At 43.3% G+C, this 20,816-nt stretch carries 18 protein-coding genes; 16 read left to right on the top strand and 2 right to left on the bottom strand.

What is annotated here, in order from left to right:
- Positions 1–224 precede the first annotated feature (224 nt).
- The 7 genes from BS636_RS03615 (at position 225) to BS636_RS03585 (ending at position 8,369) form a co-directional block, all read left to right on the top strand.
- Positions 225–1,193, top strand: a complete 969-nt coding sequence (locus tag BS636_RS03615) for an RluA family pseudouridine synthase (protein WP_099337553.1) — start codon at positions 225–227, stop codon at positions 1,191–1,193.
- A gap of 380 nt (positions 1,194–1,573) precedes the next feature.
- Positions 1,574–2,242, top strand: coding sequence for an HAD-IA family hydrolase (locus BS636_RS03610; RefSeq protein WP_099337552.1), 669 nt, complete (start codon positions 1,574–1,576; stop codon positions 2,240–2,242).
- Between the two features lie 408 nt (positions 2,243–2,650).
- Positions 2,651–3,448, top strand: coding sequence for a 2-keto-4-pentenoate hydratase (locus BS636_RS03605; protein WP_099337551.1), 798 nt, complete (start codon positions 2,651–2,653; stop codon positions 3,446–3,448).
- A gap of 22 nt (positions 3,449–3,470) precedes the next feature.
- A complete protein-coding gene (locus BS636_RS03600) occupies positions 3,471–4,367 on the top strand; it encodes an acetaldehyde dehydrogenase (acetylating) (RefSeq protein ID WP_099337550.1) in 897 nt (298 codons plus the stop codon).
- 11 nt (positions 4,368–4,378) lie between these two features.
- Positions 4,379–5,398 (top strand): 4-hydroxy-2-oxovalerate aldolase, encoded by a 1,020-nt coding sequence (gene dmpG / locus BS636_RS03595; RefSeq protein ID WP_099337549.1) that lies wholly within the window; start codon positions 4,379–4,381, stop codon positions 5,396–5,398.
- A gap of 507 nt (positions 5,399–5,905) precedes the next feature.
- On the top strand, positions 5,906–7,228 hold the full coding sequence (locus tag BS636_RS03590; protein WP_099337548.1) for an OprD family outer membrane porin: 1,323 nt from the start codon (positions 5,906–5,908) through the stop codon (positions 7,226–7,228).
- Positions 7,229–7,508: 280 nt separating this feature from the next.
- Positions 7,509–8,369 (top strand): alpha/beta fold hydrolase, encoded by an 861-nt coding sequence (locus BS636_RS03585; RefSeq protein ID WP_099337547.1) that lies wholly within the window; start codon positions 7,509–7,511, stop codon positions 8,367–8,369.
- Positions 8,370–8,759: 390 nt separating this feature from the next.
- Here the strand turns inward: BS636_RS03585 and hcaR are convergent, their stop codons facing one another.
- Positions 8,760–9,668 carry a DNA-binding transcriptional regulator HcaR gene (gene hcaR, locus BS636_RS03580; protein WP_099337546.1) on the bottom strand — a complete coding sequence of 303 codons (909 nt, stop codon included), beginning with the start codon at positions 9,666–9,668 and terminating at the stop codon, positions 8,760–8,762.
- 279 nt (positions 9,669–9,947) lie between these two features.
- Between hcaR and hcaE the strand changes: the two genes are divergently transcribed.
- From hcaE to BS636_RS03545, 7 genes are all read left to right on the top strand, one after another.
- Positions 9,948–11,315, top strand: a complete 1,368-nt coding sequence (gene hcaE, locus BS636_RS03575) for a 3-phenylpropionate/cinnamic acid dioxygenase subunit alpha (protein WP_004781815.1) — start codon at positions 9,948–9,950, stop codon at positions 11,313–11,315.
- A complete protein-coding gene (gene hcaF / locus BS636_RS03570; RefSeq protein WP_004781816.1) occupies positions 11,312–11,830 on the top strand; it encodes a 3-phenylpropionate/cinnamic acid dioxygenase subunit beta in 519 nt (172 codons plus the stop codon). The genes hcaE and hcaF overlap by 4 nt, the downstream gene beginning before the upstream one ends.
- On the top strand, positions 11,830–12,156 hold the full coding sequence (hcaC, locus tag BS636_RS03565) for a 3-phenylpropionate/cinnamic acid dioxygenase ferredoxin subunit (RefSeq protein WP_004781817.1): 327 nt from the start codon (positions 11,830–11,832) through the stop codon (positions 12,154–12,156). Before hcaF ends, hcaC begins: the two co-directional genes overlap by 1 nt.
- 2 nt (positions 12,157–12,158) lie before the next feature.
- Entirely contained in the window at positions 12,159–12,974 is an 816-nt protein-coding gene (hcaB, locus tag BS636_RS03560) for a 3-phenylpropionate-dihydrodiol/cinnamic acid-dihydrodiol dehydrogenase (protein WP_099337545.1), read from the top strand.
- Between the two features lie 66 nt (positions 12,975–13,040).
- Positions 13,041–14,006: a 3-carboxyethylcatechol 2,3-dioxygenase gene (locus BS636_RS03555; protein ID WP_099337544.1), complete on the top strand. Its 966-nt coding sequence runs from the start codon at positions 13,041–13,043 to the stop codon at positions 14,004–14,006.
- A gap of 4 nt (positions 14,007–14,010) precedes the next feature.
- Positions 14,011–15,240, top strand: a complete 1,230-nt coding sequence (gene hcaD / locus BS636_RS03550; protein WP_099337543.1) for a 3-phenylpropionate/cinnamic acid dioxygenase ferredoxin--NAD(+) reductase subunit — start codon at positions 14,011–14,013, stop codon at positions 15,238–15,240.
- 316 nt (positions 15,241–15,556) lie between these two features.
- The gene (locus BS636_RS03545; RefSeq protein ID WP_099337542.1) at positions 15,557–16,465 is read left to right on the top strand and encodes a DMT family transporter; all 909 of its coding nucleotides are present in this window, start codon (positions 15,557–15,559) and stop codon (positions 16,463–16,465) included.
- Positions 16,466–16,517: 52 nt separating this feature from the next.
- Here the strand turns inward: BS636_RS03545 and BS636_RS03540 are convergent, their stop codons facing one another.
- A complete protein-coding gene (locus tag BS636_RS03540; protein WP_099337541.1) occupies positions 16,518–16,955 on the bottom strand; it encodes a GNAT family N-acetyltransferase in 438 nt (145 codons plus the stop codon).
- A gap of 131 nt (positions 16,956–17,086) precedes the next feature.
- On the opposite strand from BS636_RS03540, the gene BS636_RS03535 reads away from it, so the two are divergent.
- Together BS636_RS03535 and katG are read left to right on the top strand one after the other, a co-directional pair.
- Complete coding sequence (locus BS636_RS03535; RefSeq protein WP_099337540.1) at positions 17,087–18,025, top strand: cation diffusion facilitator family transporter; 939 nt, start codon at positions 17,087–17,089, stop codon at positions 18,023–18,025.
- Positions 18,026–18,525: 500 nt separating this feature from the next.
- On the top strand, positions 18,526–20,724 hold the full coding sequence (gene katG, locus BS636_RS03530) for a catalase/peroxidase HPI (RefSeq protein ID WP_099337539.1): 2,199 nt from the start codon (positions 18,526–18,528) through the stop codon (positions 20,722–20,724).
- The last annotated feature ends 92 nt before the right edge of the window (positions 20,725–20,816 follow it).

The raw sequence follows: 20,816 nt of genomic DNA, 5'->3' as shown, positions 1-20,816 counted from the left end.
TTTGGGACCTTCCCGTATTATGTGAGGGTTTAATTGAATGATCATGTACAGAAATAAATCTGTCATGCACCAACTTTTACTCACAAACGATGGTTTCCGTGCGCTGACTATATCAAACCTTGAATCATCTGCCTATGGGCTAAGCTTATGTTTCTTGTGTAAAGCATAGCCTAAGTGGTCACTTATTAATCAATTTCAATCAATTTTTAGGTCATAGTAACTGTATGAATTCTACGCAACAATGGCAAAACGTCACGTGGTTTGAGGTGGATGAACACCAAGATGGACAGCGAATCGATAATTTCCTGTTTAGCCGTCTGAAAGGTGTACCCAAAAGCCGCATCTATCGTTTGATCCGTGAAGGCCAGGTTCGCGTCAATAAAAAACGAATTAAGGCAGAAACTAAACTGGCGATTGGTGACCAGATTCGTGTCGCGCCCATCCGTTATGAACAAAAAGATGAATCTGCTGCGCCAGTGTCTGACAAGGTGGCACAAGGTCTGTTGGCACGTGTGATTTATGAAGATGAAGGCTTGATGGTGGTGAATAAACCATCGGGTATTGCTGTGCATGGCGGTAGCGGCGTGGCCTATGGTCTGATCGAAGGCTTGCGTGCAGCAACGGGTAAAAAATACCTAGAACTCATCCACCGTATTGACCGTGATACGTCTGGTCTGGTGATGATCTCGAAAAAACGTAGCGTGCTGAAAACTCTGCAAGATTTATTACGTGAACATAAGATTAAAAAAACCTATGCAGCAGTGGTAAAAGGTCAAGTCAGCCTGGACAAGCAATTAATTGATGCACCTTTACATCGTTATGAGCTTTCGAATGGCGAACGTCGTGTCCGTGTCTCTAAAGAAGGTAAGGATTCGAAAACCCAGTGGAATGTGCAGGAACGTTTTATGCATGCAACACTGGTGTATGCATCTCCACTTTCTGGTCGTACCCATCAGATTCGTGTACATGGTTTAAGTATTGGTCATCCACTGGTGGGTGATGAGAAATACGGTCATGAAACTGAATATCGTGGTCCAAAACCTCGTCGTTTATGTTTGCATGCCATGCGTCTAGAGATTCCAGGTTATCCGACCATCGAAGCACCATTACCGGAAGATATGCAGAGTCTTGTAGCTCAGCTTCGTGCGCAAAAGGCGGATAAGGTAGTAACGCCCGCGGAAGATGATGAGTAATATTTAGCTTTTTAATGTGCCTTCTCTCATTTTGCTTTATTTAAGTGGGGGAGTTCCTCTTTTTATTAAAGAGGGTTAGGGAATTCAAGCTAATTTCTAAATCAATGAAAGGCGACATGGATGTCGCCGTTACTCTGTAGTACAGGGACGTGCCATCAGAGTAACAAAGGATTTTTGCTACTTTTCATCCTTGAAAAGTAGATAATACCTATACGAAAACAGTTCGACATTGAAGCTGATCGAGGTTATGAATGAATTTAACCTCTCCCTAACCCTCTCCTAGAAGGAGAGGGGATATTACGAAAGCTTATTTATGTTTTGAATTTGCACGCAAGAAGTAGCGAATCTTCTTCTACTGAATCAAATACTAGGAACCTTATATGAATTCCCCTGTAAAACTGGTCATTTTTGATTGGGATGGCACTTTATTTGATTCAGTAGGTCAGATCGTGTCGAGCCTGCAGTTTGCCGCACAGCAATTTCAGCAACCGTTAACTGATGCAGACGCCAAAAGCATTATCGGGCTGGGTTTGCCAGAAGTGGCGCAGCTACTATTTCCAAGTGTGCCAGAATTACATGCTGATATTTTGCAAGCCTATTCAGATCATTATGTGGCGAACTCTGTTGAAGATGCCTGGTTTGAGGGTGTTTCTGAAATGCTTTATGCCTTAAAAGACGAGGGAATCAAACTAGCTGTTGCTACAGGTAAAAGCCGTAAAGGTTTAGATCGAGTGCTCAATCAGACCAAGAGTGTGGACCTATTTCATGCCACCCGTGCTGCCAGTGAAACACGCTCCAAACCTGATCCTTTAATGCTGGCTGAAATTCTGGCAGAAACAAATGTACATGCGCATGAAGCAATTATGGTGGGGGATACCTCTTACGACCTGGAAATGGCGCTGAATATTGCCATGCCAAGTGTAGGTGTGGCTTATGGCGTACATACACCAGAAACTTTGGCGCAGTTTAATCCACTGTCGATTGTGAATGATGTCAGCAGCTTACATGAGTTTTTATTGGCTAAAGTCCAATGGAAGGAAGCAATTTAATCCGGTATTCTGGGTTCTATGAAATGACAGGCAATATATGTAGATTGAATGCCTGTCATTGAATTAAATTCGTGCATTTAGTCTAATCTTTTAGTCTAAAGCTGCAAACTTGATCAATTTAAACCGCCAATATTGCTGAGGATTTTACTCGGAATTTGTCTGGGTTAAATAATTAAGTAATTGTTTTATATAAATTAATATAAGAAATATTTATAGATAATAGCTATAGCGAAAAATAAAATAACTATTGGCATTCATTCATTAATTTTCCGATTCTTAGACTGTTTATTTTTATGTTCTTTTCAGAATCGGCCAATTTCCCAAATTGCAGAAGATTTCTTTGCGCTTGGTCAGGTCCTGTTCTGGATTCCAGCATAAACCTCATTTTTGCAGTTTAAGGAAACATTGATGTCGAATTCTGCTGTCGTTGAATCAGTTGCTCAAGCATTACGTAGCGCTGAATTGTCAAAAACTGCGATCGCACCGATCCGCCCACAATTGGGTGGCGAAAGTGCTGACGTGGATATCGCATACGCCGTTCAGGAAGTTAACACAGAGCGTGCATTGTCTGAAGGTCGCCGTTTGGTTGGTCGTAAAATCGGTCTAACCTCTAAAGTTGTTCAAGCGCAACTCGGTGTAGACCAACCTGACTTCGGTATGTTGTTTGCCGACATGGCCTATGGCGATGGTGAAGCGATTCCTGCAGGTCTATTGATTCAACCGAAAGTTGAAGCAGAAATTGCATTGGTGATCAAAGAAGATTTAACCAAAGCAAAACACACGTATGCAGACATCATCAGTGCAACTGATTATGCATTGCCTGCGGTAGAAGTAGTGGATAGCCGTATCGAAAACTGGAAAATCAGCCTGATTGATACAGTGGCTGATAATGCATCTTCTGCTGCATTCGTTCTGGGCTCTAAGCCTGTAAAACTTGAAAACCTTGACCTTGTGAATTGCAAGATGGTCATGACTCGCGGTGAAGAAGTGGTTTCTCAAGGCGTGGGTAAAGCATGTCTGGCAAATCCACTAAATGCTGCTGTATGGCTGGCTGACGAAATGGTACGTCGCGGTCGTCCATTATTAAAAGGCGACATCATTCTGACTGGTGCTTTAGGTCCAATGGTTGTGGCTCAGCCGGGCGATGAATTCAAAGTTGAAATTGAAGGCTTTGGTTCAGTAACAGCTGCTTTTGCTGCTGAATAAGGGAATACAAGAGAGTACATTCATGAAAAAGATTAAATGTGCATTGATCGGTCCAGGTAATATTGGTACTGATTTGCTTTATAAACTGCAACGTAGCGAATGGTTAGAACCAGTATGGATGGTGGGTATCGACCCAACTTCTGAAGGTCTGGCGCGTGCAGCGAAAATGGGTTTAAAAACCACTGCTGAAGGCGTAGAAGGTCTACTTCCTCATGTCATTGAAGACGACATCAAAATTGCATTTGATGCAACTTCTGCTTATGTACATGCTGAAAACAGCCGTAAGCTGAACGAGCTTGGCGTGTTAATGATTGACTTAACACCAGCTGCGATCGGTCCATACTGCGTACCACCTGTAAACCTTGAAGCTTTACTTGAACAAGGTGAAGTGCCAAACGTAAACATGGTGACTTGTGGCGGTCAGGCAACTATTCCTATGGTTGCAGCGATTTCTCGCGTTCAGCCTGTAAACTATGGCGAAATCATCGCAACTGTATCTACTAAATCAGTTGGTCCTGGTACGCGTAAAAACATCGACGAATTCACTCGTACTACTGCAGGTGCGATTGAGAAAGTCGGTGGTGCGAAACAAGGTAAAGCGATCATCATCATTAACCCTGCTGAGCCACCATTGATGATGCGTGACACTGTTCACTGCTTGGTTGAGGGTGAACCAGATCAGGCTGCGATCACTGAATCTGTACATGCCATGATCAAAGAAGTTCAAAAATACGTACCAGGCTACAAACTGGTCAATGGTCCAGTATTTGATGGCAACCGCGTATCGATCTTCCTTGAAGTTGAAGGTCTGGGTGATTTCCTGCCTAAATATGCAGGTAACCTCGACATTATGACTGCAGCAGCTGCACGTACCGCAGAAATGTTCGCAGAACGTGTTTTAAATGCAGTTGAAGCTTAAGGAGCACCTTCATGTCTAAGATTATTATTAATGATATGACTTTACGTGATGGTATGCATCCAATGCGCCATCAAACTACACCTGAACAAATGGTTGCGATTGCCACTGCGCTGGATGATGCAGGTGTACCTTTAATCGAAGTAACACATGGTGACGGCCTTGGCGGTAACTCTGTAAACTACGGTTTTGCGGCAGCAACTGACGAAGAATACCTAACAGCAGTTATTCCTAAACTGAAACAAGCGAAAGTGTCTGCACTTTTGCTTCCTGGTATCGGTACAGTTGATCACCTGAAAATGGCGCATGATGTAGGTGTGGCAACTATTCGTGTTGCAACTCACTCTACTGAAGCGGACGTTTCTGAACAGCACATTACTGCTGCACGTAAACTGGGTATGGACACTGTGGGCTTCTTAATGATGGCGCACATGGCTTCTCCAGAAAAACTTCTTGAAGAAGCGCAAAAAATGGTGTCATACGGTGCAAACTGTATCTATGTAACAGACTCAGCTGGTTATATGCTTCCGCAAGACGTGACTGACCGTGTAGGTATCTTACGTTCTAACTTAGGTTCAGACATCGAAATCGGTTTCCATGGTCACCATAACTTAGGTATGGGTGTTGCCAACTCTGTTTCTGCTGTACAAGCAGGTGCAACACGTGTCGACTTAGCCTCTGCGGGTCTGGGTGCTGGTGCAGGTAATACGCCACTTGAGCTGTTTGTTGCGGTTGCCAACCGTATGCAAATGGAAACTGGCGTTGACCTGTTTAAAGTACAAGACGTTGCGGAAGATCTGATCATTCCAATGATGACACATCAGATTCGTGCAGACCGTGATGCTGCAACTCTAGGTTATGCAGGTGTTTACTCTTCATTCCTGTTATTCGCTAAACGTGCTGAAGCGAAATATGGCGTGTCTGCTCGTGAAATCCTGATGGAACTTGGTCGTCGTGGCACAGTTGGTGGTCAGGAAGACATGATTGAAGACTTGGCATTGACTATGTCGAAAGCGAAAGAGCTTCAAGCTTAATTTGAATGATTTAATCTTTTAAGATTGCCATTTTAAAAAGCACCCGAAAGGGTGCTTTTTTTATTTTTAAAATTTAAAAATATTTCAGCAACAAAATAGAAAATAAATTGAGAAATAAATCATATACGCTGTTATGAATAAATAGTTGAACTTCAAAATAAATCTACTGAATTAAATAACCTTCATATTTCTTATAAATACAACTTATAGTTTTGAGGTATTATAAAAAGTCTTAAACATGAAAACGATTAAAAAATAGAATTTACAGGTTAAATATGCTTTTCAATATTGAATTTAAAATATAGAACAAAGAGTTATTTTCATTGATTAGTAAAAACTTAAAAATACTCTAAGATTTTAAAAATATTAAAAAAATGACAAATATATTCAAATGAACCCAGAAAAATAATTGAGATCGAAAAGTTAATACTGTGGTCGGATTTTAAATAAATACGTTGTTAAGCATGATGCTGCCATTACTTCTTATGTTGGTTAAGGACAAAGAAAATGCGTCGTCATAATTTATGGATAGCAATCATTGCTGCAACAGCGACTTTAGGAATAACAGCTGCTCAGGCTGATTTTATTGACGACAGTAATGTTCAATTAAAATTTAGAAACTTTTATTTAGATCGTCAAATTGAAGGTACTGCTAATACACCATCAAAAGATTTTGGTAGCTGGTCACAAGGTGTGACTTTGGATGCTAAGTCTGGTTATGCTGATGTTGGTCCAGTGAAAGTGGGTGTAGATGTACTGGTTCAACATGCAGTACGCCTAAGTGGAGACCGTAAAGCTGACGATTACATTCTGCCTTTTGAAGATGGTAAACAGGCGCGTGACTTCGGTAAAGTAGGGGCTACTTTAAAAGCGAAAGTTTCTGAAACCGAACTTCGTGTAGGTGAAATTCTGCCTGCAACACCAGTGGTACACTTTGACCCATCACGTCAATTACTCACTACCTATAATGGTGTTTGGTTAGAGTCTAAGGATATCGATAAAACCAAAATCACTTTGGGTTATTTAGATGGTATCAATGCTCGTTATGAAAATCAGGCACATGATTTCTACTTATGGCCAAACCCTCTCAATAAAGTGTCTGCAAAAGAAGTGAATAAAGGACATAAGAATGAAGGGATGTATGTTGCAGGTGTTGACTACCAAGCAACGCCTGAACTTGGTCTTAGTTACTTCTATGGTGATGTGACCAATATCTATCGTCAGAACTATCTTGGTGTGACATACAATAAGAAGTTGGATGACAAAAACAAGATTGCAACTCATGCGCGTTATTTCGATAACCGTGAATCTGGTGAAGCCATTTTTGGTGATATCGACAGCCAGGCACTTTCATTAAAAGGTGCATGGACGCATAGTAACCACACATTAGATGCTGGCTATCAACAGATGTTTGGAGATCATGGTCAAATTACTGGAGCTGGTAAAGATGCAATAGATCATTCACCATTCTTCCCAACTTTGGCTGGCTGGGTGCCACAGCCTTATTTAGCCAACTGGTCAGTAGCAAGCTTTATCCGTCGTGATGAAAAATCATGGAGCTTGGGCTATACCTATGATTTTAAAGACGTTGGTGCACCGGGTCTAACTGCAACAGTTCGTCATTATGATGGCTGGAATATTAAAAATAATGATGGCACGCGCGGTAAAGAAGACGAAAACAATGTGATTGTGAACTATGTTGTACCTGAAGGTAAGCTGAAAGGTTTAGGCTTCCAGTACATGTTTATCGATGTAGATTATCGTAACGTACCTGGTTTTGCTGATCTGCAAGAACATCGTGTTGCAACAACTTATACTTACAAATTCTAGGATTTATAATGCAAAAGAGCGGTGCAAAAGCACTGCTCTTTTTTTGTTTCAATTTGGAATGTAAAACCTGAATCTTTATAAGGAATTATTTTAAAAATAATTATATAAAACAATAATTTAAATTATATATATTTTATAGTATGCAATCGTAATTTTGTATCAGTTGACCTGTGCTAAGCGGTTAATATAAAGCTGTAAAAAGTCATTTTTTAAAGAGTCAACTTGACGTCGACCTCTGAATAGATGGACACGCAAGCTAAAGACTGTACGAGGAATCAACATGCGCACTGTTCAAATCCCTGATTATAAAACAGATCCATTCTTTGGCTTAGAAGACAAATGGATTGAAACTGCAGAAGGTGAGTTGACTCACTACCACGAAATTGGTGAAGGCACACCGATTCTATTCCTTCACGGTTCAGGTACGGGTGTATCTGCTGCTGCTAACTGGTGGTTAAACCTGCCTTCAATCGGCGAACAAGCACGTTGTATCGCGATTGATACGATTGGTTATGGTCAAACTGTGGTTGCACCTGGTACTGCTTATGGTATCCGTGCTTGGGTAGATCACGCGATCCGTACTTTAGATGCTTTAGGTATCGAAAAAACCTGGTTGGTGGGTAATTCTCTAGGTGGTTGGTTAGCGTTCCAAATGGCACTTGACTATCCAGAGCGTATTTTGGGTATCGTGTCTATGGGTACTGGTGGTGCGAAACAAACTGCTGCACTAAAAGCTCACGCTAACCCAGTTCTTACAGAAGAAGGTATCAAAAAGACACTTTCTATGTTCGTGGTGAACAAAGACCTGATCACTGATGAACTGGTTAAAGTACGTTTTGCTTCTGCTGCAAATGACTATGCATCAAACCGTTTGATGGATGTAGTTGGCGCACGTGACCGTGACCGTTTCGAATTCCCATTGGATTTCGAAAAAATGAAAGACATTACTGTGCCTGTATTATTGATTCACGGTACTCAAGACGTAGTGATTCCGGTTTCTCGTACTTGGGACATCCTGAATATCGTGCCAAATGCTGATGCCCACATCTTCAGCCAATGTGGTCACTGGTCTCAAGTTGAAAAATCAGATGAGTTCAACACTGTAATCAAAAACTACCTGGCTGTTCACGGCGTAAAATAAGTCGTAATACAGTTAAAAAGGATGGCTTCAGCCATCCTTTTTTTATACCTAAAAAAGATTGACTCAAGTGTATTCAATAATGGTGATTCTCATTCATCGCTGATTTAGATTTAAACATAATTTGCACAATATCTTTGGCGTCTAAAACCTTTTTTCTCACCCCTAAAACTGCATTAGACTTAAGTTGTAAAAGCAAGGGACTTATCGAACACTAAATGATCAATTTTGAAATTTTAATAGATTTTCTTGATGCAGCAGCCAGCTGAAATATAGGTTAAAGCGTTAAATGCCGCTGATTTTGACTGCTTAAAAAATGTGCATTTGAATTGGGGAAATAAAAAACGCGCCCCCTGAAATCATCAGTAAGCGCGTTGAGATTAGCCTAAAGGATTAGGCCTGTTCATTACGGTTAATATCGAGATAGAACACACGTGTCAGTAATTCAAGGAATTTCTTCACTGCAACCGAGTTGCCATCTTTGCGGTAGCTAACATACAGATCCAGATACGGCAGTTCGACATCCAAAGGTCGAATCACGGTATTGTTCATGGTCAGTGGCGCGATATAACCAGGCAAAATAGTACAACCTAAACCAATACCAATCGAGTTGATGTTAAACAAAATATTGTCTGCTTTTTGCACAATATTGAACTCGATGCCATTGGCTTTAGCAAAGTCGATGATCGCATTATGCAGGGTTAGTGACTGTTCTGCAGATGGAATAATAAAGTCGATACCGTTCAGTGCTTTCACCGGAATACGGTCATATTTCGCAAGTGGATGATCTTTTGGAAGAATGAAGATCAATGGTTCACGAATCACAAATTGGCTTTCAATCTCGTCACTATTGAAGTTATGACGGGTAAAAGTAAGATCTAGCTCACCTTTTTTCAGCAATTTCATCTGTTCAGTGTTGTTTAGGCTGAGCAGTTCAATTTTCAGGTCTGGATTCTGAACGCGCAGATTTGGCAGCACATACGGGAAGATTTTCATCTCCGCTACAGGGACGAAACCAATGCGTAACATCTGCTGCTTGGCCTGTGAAACCTGACGTGCCATGGCAATGGCTTTATCTGCCTGAGCCAGCGTCAAACGAGCCTGTTCAAGAAATACCGCACCTTCTTCAGTGAGTTCGACTTTACGCTTAGTACGGTTTAAGAGCTTTACACCCACGTCTTCTTCTAGGTCTTTGATTTGCTGACTCAAGGAAGGCTGTGCCGTATAAAGTTTGAGTGCCGCCTTACTGAAGTTCAGTTCTTCAGCAACGGTAATAAAGTAACGAAGATGTCGTAATTCCATAAAACTAGCCCGCCGAGTAATCCAAAAAATGTATTACTATAATTTTCAAGCAGTATAGTGCATAAGCAACTATATGGTGAAGCTTATTTTACCATTCACAAAGTAAATGAATGTGTCGTAAAAAAAGTGTTTTAATAGATAATATCGCCAAGTTACTAATTGGTGAAATCTATTAATCAAAACAAAAAAAATATTTCCGCAAATCCACTCAAAAATCCATCATCGTTGAAAAGTTGAGTCTATTACTTTGTGCCATAACTGGTCACAGGAGAGCTTTTCATGAGTGGAAAAATTGATGTGCGCGAAATCGACGCTTTAGTCGATGCACAAAATGGACGTATCACGCCATCTATCTATACAGATCCTGACATTTACGAATTAGAACTTGAACGTGTCTTCGGTCGTACATGGTTATTCCTTTGCCATGAAAGCCAAATTCCTAAGGCTGGCGATTTCTTCAATACCTACATGGGTGAAGATCCAATCATCGTGGCGCGCCAAAAAGATGGCTCAATCAAAGCATTCTTAAACCAATGCCGTCACCGTTCTATGCGCGTAAGCTTCGCAGATTGTGGTAACACACGTGCGTTCACTTGCCCATACCACGGCTGGTCATACGGTATTGACGGTTCTCTAAAAGACATCCCGCTTGAAGATCGTGCTTACCCACATGGTGCATGTAAAGAGCAATGGGGTCTGGTAGAAGTTAACCGTGTTAAATCATACAAAGGCCTGATCTTCGGTTGCTGGGATGAAACAACTCCAGATCTAGAAGAATACATGGGCGATATCGCTTGGTACCTGGACGGTGTTGTAGATCGTCGTGAAGGCGGTACTGTGATCGTTGGTGGTGTACACAAATGGGAAATCGAGTGTAACTGGAAATTTGCTGCTGAACAGTTCGCATCTGACCAATACCACGCATTGTTCTCTCACGCATCTGCAATTCAGGTGCTGGGTGCAAAACCAGACGACGAATCATCTAAGAAATTAGGTGCTGCGCAAACTGCTCGTCCAGTTTGGGAAACTGCCAAAGACGCGATCCAATACGGTTCACGTGGTCACGGTTCAGGCTTCTTCTTCACAGAGAAACCAGATGCAAACGTATGGGTTGACGGTGAAGTTGCAAACTACTTCCGCGAAACTTACGAAGAAGTGAAAGAACGTCTAGGTGAAACTCGTGCGCTGCGTCTTGCAGGTCACAACACCATGTTCCCAACATTGTCTTGGTTGAACGGTACTGCAACACTTCGCGTATGGCACCCACGTGGTCCAAACAAAACTGAAGTTTGGGCATTCTGTATCTGTGATGCGGACGCGCCAGAAGATGTACAAGCAGCATTTGAACGTTCTGCAACTCGTGCCTTCGGTCCTGCTGGTTTCCTAGAGCAAGATGACTCTGAAAACTGGATCGAAATCCAAAAAGTTTTACGTGGTTACAAAGCACGTCAAAACAAACTCATTATGGAAATGGGTAAAGGCAACGAGAAAGTACGTGAAGATGGTATCCCGGGTATCACTAACTATATTTTCTCTGAAACTGCAGCACGTGGTATGTACCGCCGTTGGGCAGATTTATTGATTCATGAAAAATGGGAAGACGTTGAAGCTGCGGCTGACGAATACGAGAAGGAGCTTATGAAATGAGTCAAATCAGTTTAGAACTTCATCACCAAATTAGTCAGTTCCTGTATCAAGAAGCCAAGCTTCTTGATGACTGGAAATTCCGCGAGTGGTTAGACACGCTAGCTGAAGATATTTCTTACACGCTACGTACTACACCAAACGCTCAAACGCGTGACCGTCGTCGTTCAGTTGAACCACCTACAACTTGGGTATTCAACGATACGAAAGATCTTTTAGAGCGTCGTGTTGCACGTCTGGAAACAGGTATGGCTTGGGCTGAAGAGCCTCCATCACGTACCACTCACATGGTGAGCAACGTGATTGTTGAGCCGACTGAAGTTGAAGGCGAATACGATGTGTACGTGACATACCTTCTGTACCGTACCCAGAAAGAGAAAGACGTTACGATTTACTGTGGTAAACGTCATGACAAGATCCGCAAAGTTGAAGGCGGCCTGGGCTTCCAGATCTTCAACCGTAAGATCACTCTTGACCAAGTTACCTATAACTCACATAACCTGAGTGTGTTCTTCTAATGAATAAGATTTTTGTTTGCCAAGTTGACGAATTAGACGAAGGCGAAGCGTTAAAAGTGGATTGCGGCGTAAACGGTATCGAAGCGCTTGCAGTATTCAACAACGGTGGCGAATTCTTCGCAATGAACGACCGCTGTTCACACGGTAATGCTTCTATGTCTGAAGGCTACCTTGAAGACGACGGTACAGTGGAATGTCCACTTCATGCAGCTCGCTTCTGTTTGAAAACAGGTCAGGCACTTTGCTTACCAGCAACTGACCCGATTCAAACATTCCCAGTTGTACTTGAAGATGGTGCGTTATACGTAGAGATGGCAGGAGAGTAATCATGGGTTGGCTACAAGGCGAAGTTGCACTGATCACTGGTGGTGGTTCAGGTCTCGGTTGGGCACTGGTAGAACGTTTCCTGGAAGAGGGCGCACAAGTGGCCGTTCTTCAACGTTCACAGTCTAAAGTCGATGCACTGAATGCACATTTTGGTGACCGCGTGCTGGCAATCGCAGGTGATGTGGCCAGCTATGAAGACAACGTCCGTGCTGTTAAAGCGACTGTAGAGCGTTATGGTAAACTCGACTGTTTCGTGGGTAATGCGGGTATCTGGGATCACTATGCCGATATCGTCAATACCTCAGGTGAGCAGCTGGAAAAAGCCTTTGATGAGATTATGGGGATTAACACCAAATCTCTGATACTAGGTACCAAAGCTGCACTTGATGAGTTAGTAAAATCTGAAGGTTCAATCATTTTCACACTGTCAAATTCTGCATTGTATTCTGCAGGTGGCGGTCCAGTTTACACAGCATCGAAACATGCGGGTGTGGGCATTATGAAAGAACTGGCTTACGAACTTGCACCTAAAGTCCGAGTCAATGCCGTTGCGCCATCAGGTATGAATGTGAACATCAAAGGTGCTGCATCTTTAGGTCAGGAAAATCTTGGCCTGCTGGATGCACGTGATCCTGAGAAAATCGCACGTGGCATGCCACTGAATTTCTTACCTGAGCCGGAAGATATGACTGGTTCATATGTGCTCTTGGCATCTCGTCAAAATAACCGTCCTTTGACTGGTGTTCTGATCAATGCAGAATGCGGTCTGGGTATTCGCGGCTTACGTCAGCCACGTGCCGGTTTCTTTGACGAATAAAAATCTAGTCTGAAATGGACTTTTCGGCAGCCTGTTCTTGGCTGCCTTCCTTTTAAGGAGTCTCTCATGGCCGTTAAACTTATTTGTGCATCGCACAGTCCTTTAATGGAATTTGCTTCACCGCAGGAAAAACGCAAAGAACAGGCCGTTCGTGAAGCGTTTGAAAAACTGTCTGCTGAAGTAAAAGCTTACGACCCAACCCTGATCATTACCTTTGGTCCTGACCATTTCAATGGTTTCTTCTATGACCTGATGCCAAGCTTCTGTGTGGGCATTCGCGCGACGGCTGCAGGGGACTGGGACTATGGTAAAGACAATGCACACATTGATGTACCTGAAGACAAAGCACTGGGTTTGGTCCGTCGTGTACTCGATGAAGGTGTGGACGTTGCTTATTCTTACCGTATGCAAGCTGACCATGGTGTGACTCAGCCATTGCACTTCCTGTGCGACGGCAAACTTGATCGTTATCCAACGATTCCAATTTTCATTAATGGCGCTGCAGCACCGATGCCAACGACTAAGCGTACGATCGCTTTAGGCCGTGCTGTAGGTCAGTTCATCAAATCTCTGAACCTTGAAAATGAGCGTGTACTCGTTCTGGGTACAGGTGGTCTGTCACACGATCCACCAACTCCGCAAATGGGTTCTGTACCACCAGAAGTGGAAGAGTTCCTGATTGCAGGTCGTAACCCGACACCTGAAGCACGTAACGCGCGTCAGTCCAAAATCATTGCAGTGGGCCAGAAACTGGCAGCAGGCGACACTTCTGTTGCAGTTCCTCTGAATGCTGAATGGGATATCGCATTGCTTGAAAAATTCAAGAATGCCGACTTCGCTGCACTTGAGACCATGACTGAAGCTGAAATCCGCCGTGATGGTGGCCGTGGTGGTCAGGAAGTTCGTTCGTGGATGGCGGCGTTTGCTGCTTTAAGCGAAATGGGCGAGTACGAAATGACAACGCACTGTTATGAAGAAATCAGTGAATGGATTGCGGGCTTTGGCATCGTATCTGCAGAGTTAAAAGGTTAAAGACATGAGCAACATCGAAACCATCGTAATTGTAGGTGCTGGCCAAGCAGGTGCAAGCGCGATTTTAGAACTTCGTGGCAATAAATACGAAGGTAAAATCATTCTGATCGGTGATGAGACACATCTTCCTTATGAGCGTCCACCACTGTCTAAGGACGTGATTCTAAAACCTGAAGAAACCAAGATTGAAATCCTGTCAGAAGAAAAACTGGCGGAACTTGGTGTGGAAACCATTCGTGGCAATGGCGTGAAAAAAATCAACGCTGAAGCGAAAACGGTTGAACTTCAAAATGGTGACCTTATTGCTTATGACAAACTGTTGCTTGCAACTGGCGGCGCAGCACGTCGTCTGCCAAACTTCGATGCGCTGGGTAAACATGTTTATACGCTGCGTAACCTTGAAGATTCGCAAGCACTGGTCCCTGTATTGCAATCAGGCCGTCGTATTGTCCTGATTGGCGGTGGTGTCATCGGTCTGGAATTGGCTTCATCTGCACGTTTCAAAGAATGCCAGGTAACTGTGATCGAAATGGGTCCTATGGTCATGGGTCGCTGTTCACCACGTATTCTGAGCGAGTTCCTGTTAGAACAACAACGTTTGGCAGGTATCGATGTTCGTCTGGAAACCAAGATTGCAGACTGCAAACTTGACGGTGAAGAAGTTGTGATTACCCTTGAGGGTGGTGAAGAGCTTCGTGCTGATGCTGTGGTTTACGGTATCGGTATCGTGCCAAATGCGCAACTAGCGGTAGAAGCTGGCCTAGATGTTGATTTCGCAATTAAAGTGAATGAAAACTGCCAGACTTCAAATGCAGACATCTATGCAGCAGGTGATGTGGCAACTCAACTTCGTAACTGCGGTAACCACCGTCGTGTCGAAACTTGGGAAAATGCCAACCTTCAAGCAGGTATCTTTGCACGTCACGTGATGGACGTTGAACATCCGACGCCTAACCCAGCATGGTTCTGGACAGATCAGTTGGACATCAACTACCAGTTCGTGGGTGACATGGCGGCTGCTGAATGGCAAGTCCGTGGTGAAATCAATCCAGAGCTTCGCGCTGAATCATCATTCGTGATGTTTGGTGTGACTGATGGCGTTATTGTTGGCGGTATTACTGTAAATGCGGCAAAAGAAATGCGTCACCTGAAAAAGCTGATCAGCAAGAATGCAGCGTTTGAAGCAGATAAATATTTAGATCTCAGCCAAGATCTTCGTAAACTTGTAAAATAACTTTGCTTTATTTATAAGTTTACAAAAGGGCAGACCTTAGGCAACTTAGGTCTGCTTTTTTATGGCTATTGTTTTAGTAAAATTACTGCCGCAAATTGCATTGTAAATGGACATTTCTGTGTGTAGGCAGTTTTTACTTTTCAAATATGATGAGAAGCACTGCTTCGCAAGGCAAAAATCTTCTGTAGTGCTGAGGGGATATCCATATCCCCCAGCACCACAGGCGGCATCCTTGCCGCCATCAGTATTGTCGATTGTGAATTTGAACGAGAAGTTAGTTCAATTCTTTCTGAAAAAATTTAATTGAGTCCTTTTAATGAATTCAAATTCATCTCCCATGCTGGTGACGGCAAGTATTTATGCCTTGCTGGTGCTGATCTGGGCAGCAACACCACTGGCGATTGTCTGGAGCGTTGCAGAAGTTCATTCGATGTGGGTGCTGATCATCCGTTATTTCGGCGCTTCTGTGCTGGCGCTGGCGATCTTGGCTGCCATGCGTAATCCTTTGCCATTTGATCGAACCTCCATGATGAGCTATGTGGCAGGCAGCCTGAATCTGATCGGCGCGCAGCTATTCATTTATCTGGCTGCGAACTATTTAACCTCAGGTTTAATGGCCTTGATTTTCGGATTTTCACCATTGGTTGCAGGTCTGATCGGGCATGTCATCCTGAAAACCAATCGCCTGATCTGGCTACAATGGGTTGGTATGTTTGTCGCAGTCGCGGGTTTAAGTTTTGTATTTGCAGACTCAGCCGACAGTAAAATTAATCCATTGGGCGTGGTATTGATGTTTATCAGTATGGTGTCTTATATCAGCTCAATCTTCTGGGTGAAAAAGATCAATGCACCATTGAAACCGATGACACAAGCGACGGGTTCTTTGATTGTTTCCTCACTAGGATCATTACTAATCATTCCATTTATCTGGCAATCTTTCCCAACGCAAATGCCGAGTATGCAGGCACTGTTCGGCTTTGGTTTTACCATGATCTTGTCTTCGATTGTGGCGATGCTGTGTTACTTCTGGCTGATTCGTCGTCTGGCGGCATCCACCGTATCGCTCAGCAATGTGATGACGCCGATTATTGCTTTGATTTTGGGTGCAAGCCTAAATAATGAAATTATCAGTAGTCATGCTTTCGCTGGTATTGCAGTGGTGATGTTCGGGATCGTGATGTACTTCTGGAAAGAATGGCGCGAACAGTATTTTTCCAAATTCTAAAATTCACAGTTCAAGGTAAATTAACACCCAAAAGGAAGCTTCGGCTTCCTTTTTAGTTTTTCAGTTGCAGATGCAGAATCGGGTAGGGATTGCCTTCGCTATCGGTTTCTGAGCGGCTGATCATCTCAAAGCCATGCTTCAAATAAAAAGTAACTGCATCAGGATTCTGCTCATTCACATCAACTTCAGCCACACCTAGCTCAAGCGCATGTTGCAATAACTGGCTGCCAATACCTTGCCGGAAGGCCGAAGGGGAAATAAACAGCATTTCCAGTTTGCTGCCAGCAATGCCCATAAAGCCTAGAATCTGCTGCTGATGTTCCACATGGAACAGTTGCACCTGATCAAAATAACCATGCTGAATAATCTGCTGGCGAATCTTCAGGATCTGCGCGTCATTCAGGAAATGATGCGTAGCACGAACTGAATGTTCCCACAGTTCTAACAGGGCAGGATGCTGATCAACAGAAGTAGAAACAATTTCAAGCATGAGGATTCCGATTAAAAATGAGAACAACAAAACAATAAACAATTTATCGCAGCAGTTTATTAAGATGCAAAGAGATAAAATGAAAAATCAAATAGATCCATCTGTTTGAGAAAAAACTAGGACAAATTTGAATGTCGTCTGAATCGAATAAAATTGTGGTATATGCAGCGCTGTTTGGTAATCTGGCAATCGCGCTGGTGAAATTTGTCGCGGCCTATATCACCAACAGTTCTGCCATGCTGAGTGAGGCGATTCACTCGGTGGTGGATACCTTGAATGAAATTCTGCTGCTGTACGGTATGAAAAAAGCCGAGCAGCGCCCTGATGCTCTGCATCCTTTCGGCTATGGACGTGAACTGTACTTCTGGGCCTTTATCGTGGCTTTGATGGTCTTTGCTCTCGGTGCCATTGTGTCGATCTATCAGGGCATCCAGCACATTATTCATCCTGAAGAAATGCAGGATCCGATGATCAACTACGTGGTGCTCGGTATTGCCATTTTATGTGAAGGTTTTTCATGGTTTGTCGCATTGAAAACATTCCGAAAAATGAAAGGGAAAATGGGTTATTTTGAAGCCTTTAGACGCAGCAAAGACCCAACAACTTTTACTGTGTTATTTGAAGATACAGCTGCATTGATCGGTCTGTTCATTGCTTTAATCGGTATCTTCTTGGCCCATCAATTGAATATTCCTGAGCTGGATGGTGCTGCCTCCATTTTGATTGGGGTGGTGTTGGCGGTCTCGGCCTGGTTACTGGCACGTGAAACCAAAGGCCTATTATTGGGTGAAAACGCTGATCCTAAACTACGGGCAAATGTTCTGAATATCGCACAGGAAGATATCGCCGTGTTTAGTGCAAATGGTGTGCTGACTGAACAGATCGGTGCACATCAGGTGATTGCATCTTTAAGTCTAGAGTTTATGGATAATCTGACCTCGGATGAAATTGAAGCCTGTGTGAATCGGATCGAAGCCCAGATCAAACAGATCCATCCTGAAATTATTACCTTGTTTGTGAAGCCACAAACCCAGAAAGTATGGCTGGAACGTACCCAAGGGCGGGTATAGAGAAGTATTCACTTAAACAGACTAGATGAATATTTTCAGATAGCGTTTTCCAAACCGCATATTCAGATCACTTTATAAATAGGCGCTTCGGCGTCTATTTTTCTGTAAATGAAATCTTTAAAAAATAGCAAAATAGAATCAAAGCTGCTGCTTGAACTAAATAATCTCAAGATGTAAATCCAGCTTGCTAAGGATCAACAGATTCGTATTTTTGCTGGAGAGGTTCCTTTACCTCTACGCTCTATAACTTTAGTCGAATAACCACCGGAATATTTACCACGGCTGAATTTTCACCAACCCACCAGTTCTCTACAATTTCCTAGAAAAACTAGCAAAAAAATAAATAATCAGTGCATCTACAATCTTTTAGATAGAAGAAAACGATTGTTTTCATTCGTAAAACTTGCTTTTGCTTATATGGTAAAAGGGTTATGTTGAGTAAATACAATGTTTAAACGGTTCAGATCAAGCAGACTTTATTAAAGTCTTGGAGCTACACAATGACACAAGATTCGCAAGCATCAGGCTGCCCATTTCATCAAAAACATGAAGGTACAGCAGCAAGCAATGCCAGCTCGCACAATACTGACTGGTGGCCAAATGCGCTTAATCTCGACATTCTTTCCCAACACGATACTAAAACAAATCCTTTCGATCCTAACTTTGACTATAAAGCAGCCTTTAATTCCCTTGACCTTGAAGCAGTAAAACAAGACCTGCGTGAACTCATCACGACTAACCAGGCATGGTGGCCAGCAGATTATGGCAGCTATATCGGTATGTTTGTTCGTACGGCTTGGCACTTGGCAGGTTCTTATCGTAAACAGGATGGTCGTGGCGGTGCCAATACGGGTAACCAGCGTTTTGCGCCATTGAACAGTTGGCCAGATAACGTCAATACCGATAAAGGTCGTCGTCTGTTATGGCCGATCAAGAAAAAATACGGTAACAAGCTCTCTTGGGGTGACCTGATTATCCTCGCTGGTACAGTGGCTTATGAAGTTGCAGGCTTGAAAACATTCGGTTTTGCTGGTGGTCGTGAAGATATCTGGCATCCTGAAAAAGATGTGTACTGGGGTGATGAACGCCAATGGTTGGCACCGACAGAAAACCGTTATGAAAATAATGAAGATCGTACCACACTTGAAAATCCTCTTGCTGCGGTTCAAATGGGCCTGATCTATGTCAATCCTGAAGGTGTAGATGGCGTACAGGATCCATTACGTACGGCACAGGATATGCGTGTCACCTTCGACCGTATGGGAATGAATGACGAAGAAACTGTTGCCTTGACTGCAGGAGGCCATACCGTAGGTAAAACACATGGTAACGGTAAAGCAGACTTGCTTGGACCGGATGTTGAAACTGCAGATATCGAATTCCAGGGCTTGGGCTGGCATAACCCGGAAGGTACCGGTAACGCAGCGAATACCATGGTCAGTGGCCTGGAAGGTGCATGGACCACTAACCCAACCAAATGGGACAATGAATTCTTCCATCTCTTGTTTACTTATGAGTGGGAAAAAACAGTGAGCCCGGCAGGTGGGAAACAGTGGGAACCGATTAACATCAAAGAAGAAGATAAACCATTTGATGCGCATGACACCAGTGTACGCCGTAATCCGATGATGACCGATGCCGACATGGCACTGAAAATTGATCCGGAATACCGCAAAATTTCAGAACGTTTCTACCGTGATCCAGCTTACTTCTCTGAAGTCTTTGCACGCGCATGGTTCAAACTGACACACCGTGATATGGGGCCAAAATCCCGTTACCTTGGCCCAGATGTACCGGCTGAAGATCTGATCTGGCAGGATCCAATTCCGAAAGTAGATTACACTCTGTCTGAAGCTGAAATTGAAGAACTGAAAGCAAAATTGCTGATCAGTGGCTTAACGCCAACTGAGCTAATCAATACTGCTTGGGACAGTGCACGTACGTACCGTGGTTCTGATTATCGTGGTGGTGCCAATGGTGCACGTATCCGTCTAGAACCACAACGTCAATGGGAAGGTAACGAACCAGAACGTTTGAATAAAGTACTGAACAAACTTGAAGAGATTCAGGCTGGTCTTGAGAAGAAAGTCAGCATTGCTGATCTGATCGTACTGGGTGGTAGCGCAGCGATTGAGCAGGCAGCAAAAGCAGCAGGGGTGAATATTAAGGTTCCATTTACGCCGGGCCGTGGTGATGCCTCTCAGGAACAGACAGATGCCTATTCATTCGAGGATCTGTTGCCTAAATATGACGGTTTCCGTAACTGGTTGAAAGATGAATATGTGGTTCAGGCTGAAGAGCTATTAGTAGATCGTGCACAACTGTTAGGTCTGACTGCACCTGAAATGACGGTGCTGGTGGGCGGTATGCGTGTACTCGGTACTAACTATGCGGGTGCGCCTGAAGGTGTACTGACGAACAACGTAGGTGCTTTAACGAATGACTTCTTCGTTAACCTGACGGATATGAACTATCAGTGGAAGCCAGCAGGCCGTAACAAATATGACATCGTTGAACGCGCGACTGGCGTGAAGAAATGGACTGCAACACGTGTAGACCTGATCTTTGGTTCAAATTCGATTCTGCGTGCTTATGCGGAAGTGTATGCGCAGGATGACAACAAAGAAAAATTCGTGCGTGACTTCGTTAAAGCATGGGTGAAAGTCATGGATGCAGACCGTTTTGATGTGAAGAAGTAAGTTCTCAGTATTAAAAAGAAACCGGCTTTCGAGTCGGTCTTTTATTGTCTGAAATTTGATTGTCTATTTAAATCATAGAATGTCTAGTCATA

Source organism: Acinetobacter sp. LoGeW2-3 (genome assembly GCF_002688565.1).
Classification (GTDB): domain Bacteria; phylum Pseudomonadota; class Gammaproteobacteria; order Pseudomonadales; family Moraxellaceae; genus Acinetobacter.
The sequence above is the reverse complement of the archived record's forward strand: the minus strand, read 5'-3'. Positions and strand labels throughout refer to the sequence as shown.

What these genes read in the sequence shown, in the direction of transcription:
- BS636_RS03615 (WP_099337553.1), top strand. Translation starts at nt 225, where the DNA reads ATGAATTCTACGCAACAATGGCAAAACGTCACGTGGTTTGAGGTGGAT.
- BS636_RS03610 (WP_099337552.1), top strand. Translation starts at nt 1,574, where the DNA reads ATGAATTCCCCTGTAAAACTGGTCATTTTTGATTGGGATGGCACTTTA.
- BS636_RS03605 (WP_099337551.1), top strand. Translation starts at nt 2,651, where the DNA reads ATGTCGAATTCTGCTGTCGTTGAATCAGTTGCTCAAGCATTACGTAGC.
- BS636_RS03600 (WP_099337550.1), top strand. Translation starts at nt 3,471, where the DNA reads ATGAAAAAGATTAAATGTGCATTGATCGGTCCAGGTAATATTGGTACT.
- dmpG (WP_099337549.1), top strand. Translation starts at nt 4,379, where the DNA reads ATGTCTAAGATTATTATTAATGATATGACTTTACGTGATGGTATGCAT.
- BS636_RS03590 (WP_099337548.1), top strand. Translation starts at nt 5,906, where the DNA reads ATGCGTCGTCATAATTTATGGATAGCAATCATTGCTGCAACAGCGACT.
- BS636_RS03585 (WP_099337547.1), top strand. Translation starts at nt 7,509, where the DNA reads ATGCGCACTGTTCAAATCCCTGATTATAAAACAGATCCATTCTTTGGC.
- hcaR (WP_099337546.1), bottom strand. Translation starts at nt 9,668, where the DNA reads ATGGAATTACGACATCTTCGTTACTTTATTACCGTTGCTGAAGAACTG.
- hcaE (WP_004781815.1), top strand. Translation starts at nt 9,948, where the DNA reads ATGAGTGGAAAAATTGATGTGCGCGAAATCGACGCTTTAGTCGATGCA.
- hcaF (WP_004781816.1), top strand. Translation starts at nt 11,312, where the DNA reads ATGAGTCAAATCAGTTTAGAACTTCATCACCAAATTAGTCAGTTCCTG.
- hcaC (WP_004781817.1), top strand. Translation starts at nt 11,830, where the DNA reads ATGAATAAGATTTTTGTTTGCCAAGTTGACGAATTAGACGAAGGCGAA.
- hcaB (WP_099337545.1), top strand. Translation starts at nt 12,159, where the DNA reads ATGGGTTGGCTACAAGGCGAAGTTGCACTGATCACTGGTGGTGGTTCA.
- BS636_RS03555 (WP_099337544.1), top strand. Translation starts at nt 13,041, where the DNA reads ATGGCCGTTAAACTTATTTGTGCATCGCACAGTCCTTTAATGGAATTT.
- hcaD (WP_099337543.1), top strand. Translation starts at nt 14,011, where the DNA reads ATGAGCAACATCGAAACCATCGTAATTGTAGGTGCTGGCCAAGCAGGT.
- BS636_RS03545 (WP_099337542.1), top strand. Translation starts at nt 15,557, where the DNA reads ATGAATTCAAATTCATCTCCCATGCTGGTGACGGCAAGTATTTATGCC.
- BS636_RS03540 (WP_099337541.1), bottom strand. Translation starts at nt 16,955, where the DNA reads ATGCTTGAAATTGTTTCTACTTCTGTTGATCAGCATCCTGCCCTGTTA.
- BS636_RS03535 (WP_099337540.1), top strand. Translation starts at nt 17,087, where the DNA reads ATGTCGTCTGAATCGAATAAAATTGTGGTATATGCAGCGCTGTTTGGT.
- katG (WP_099337539.1), top strand. Translation starts at nt 18,526, where the DNA reads ATGACACAAGATTCGCAAGCATCAGGCTGCCCATTTCATCAAAAACAT.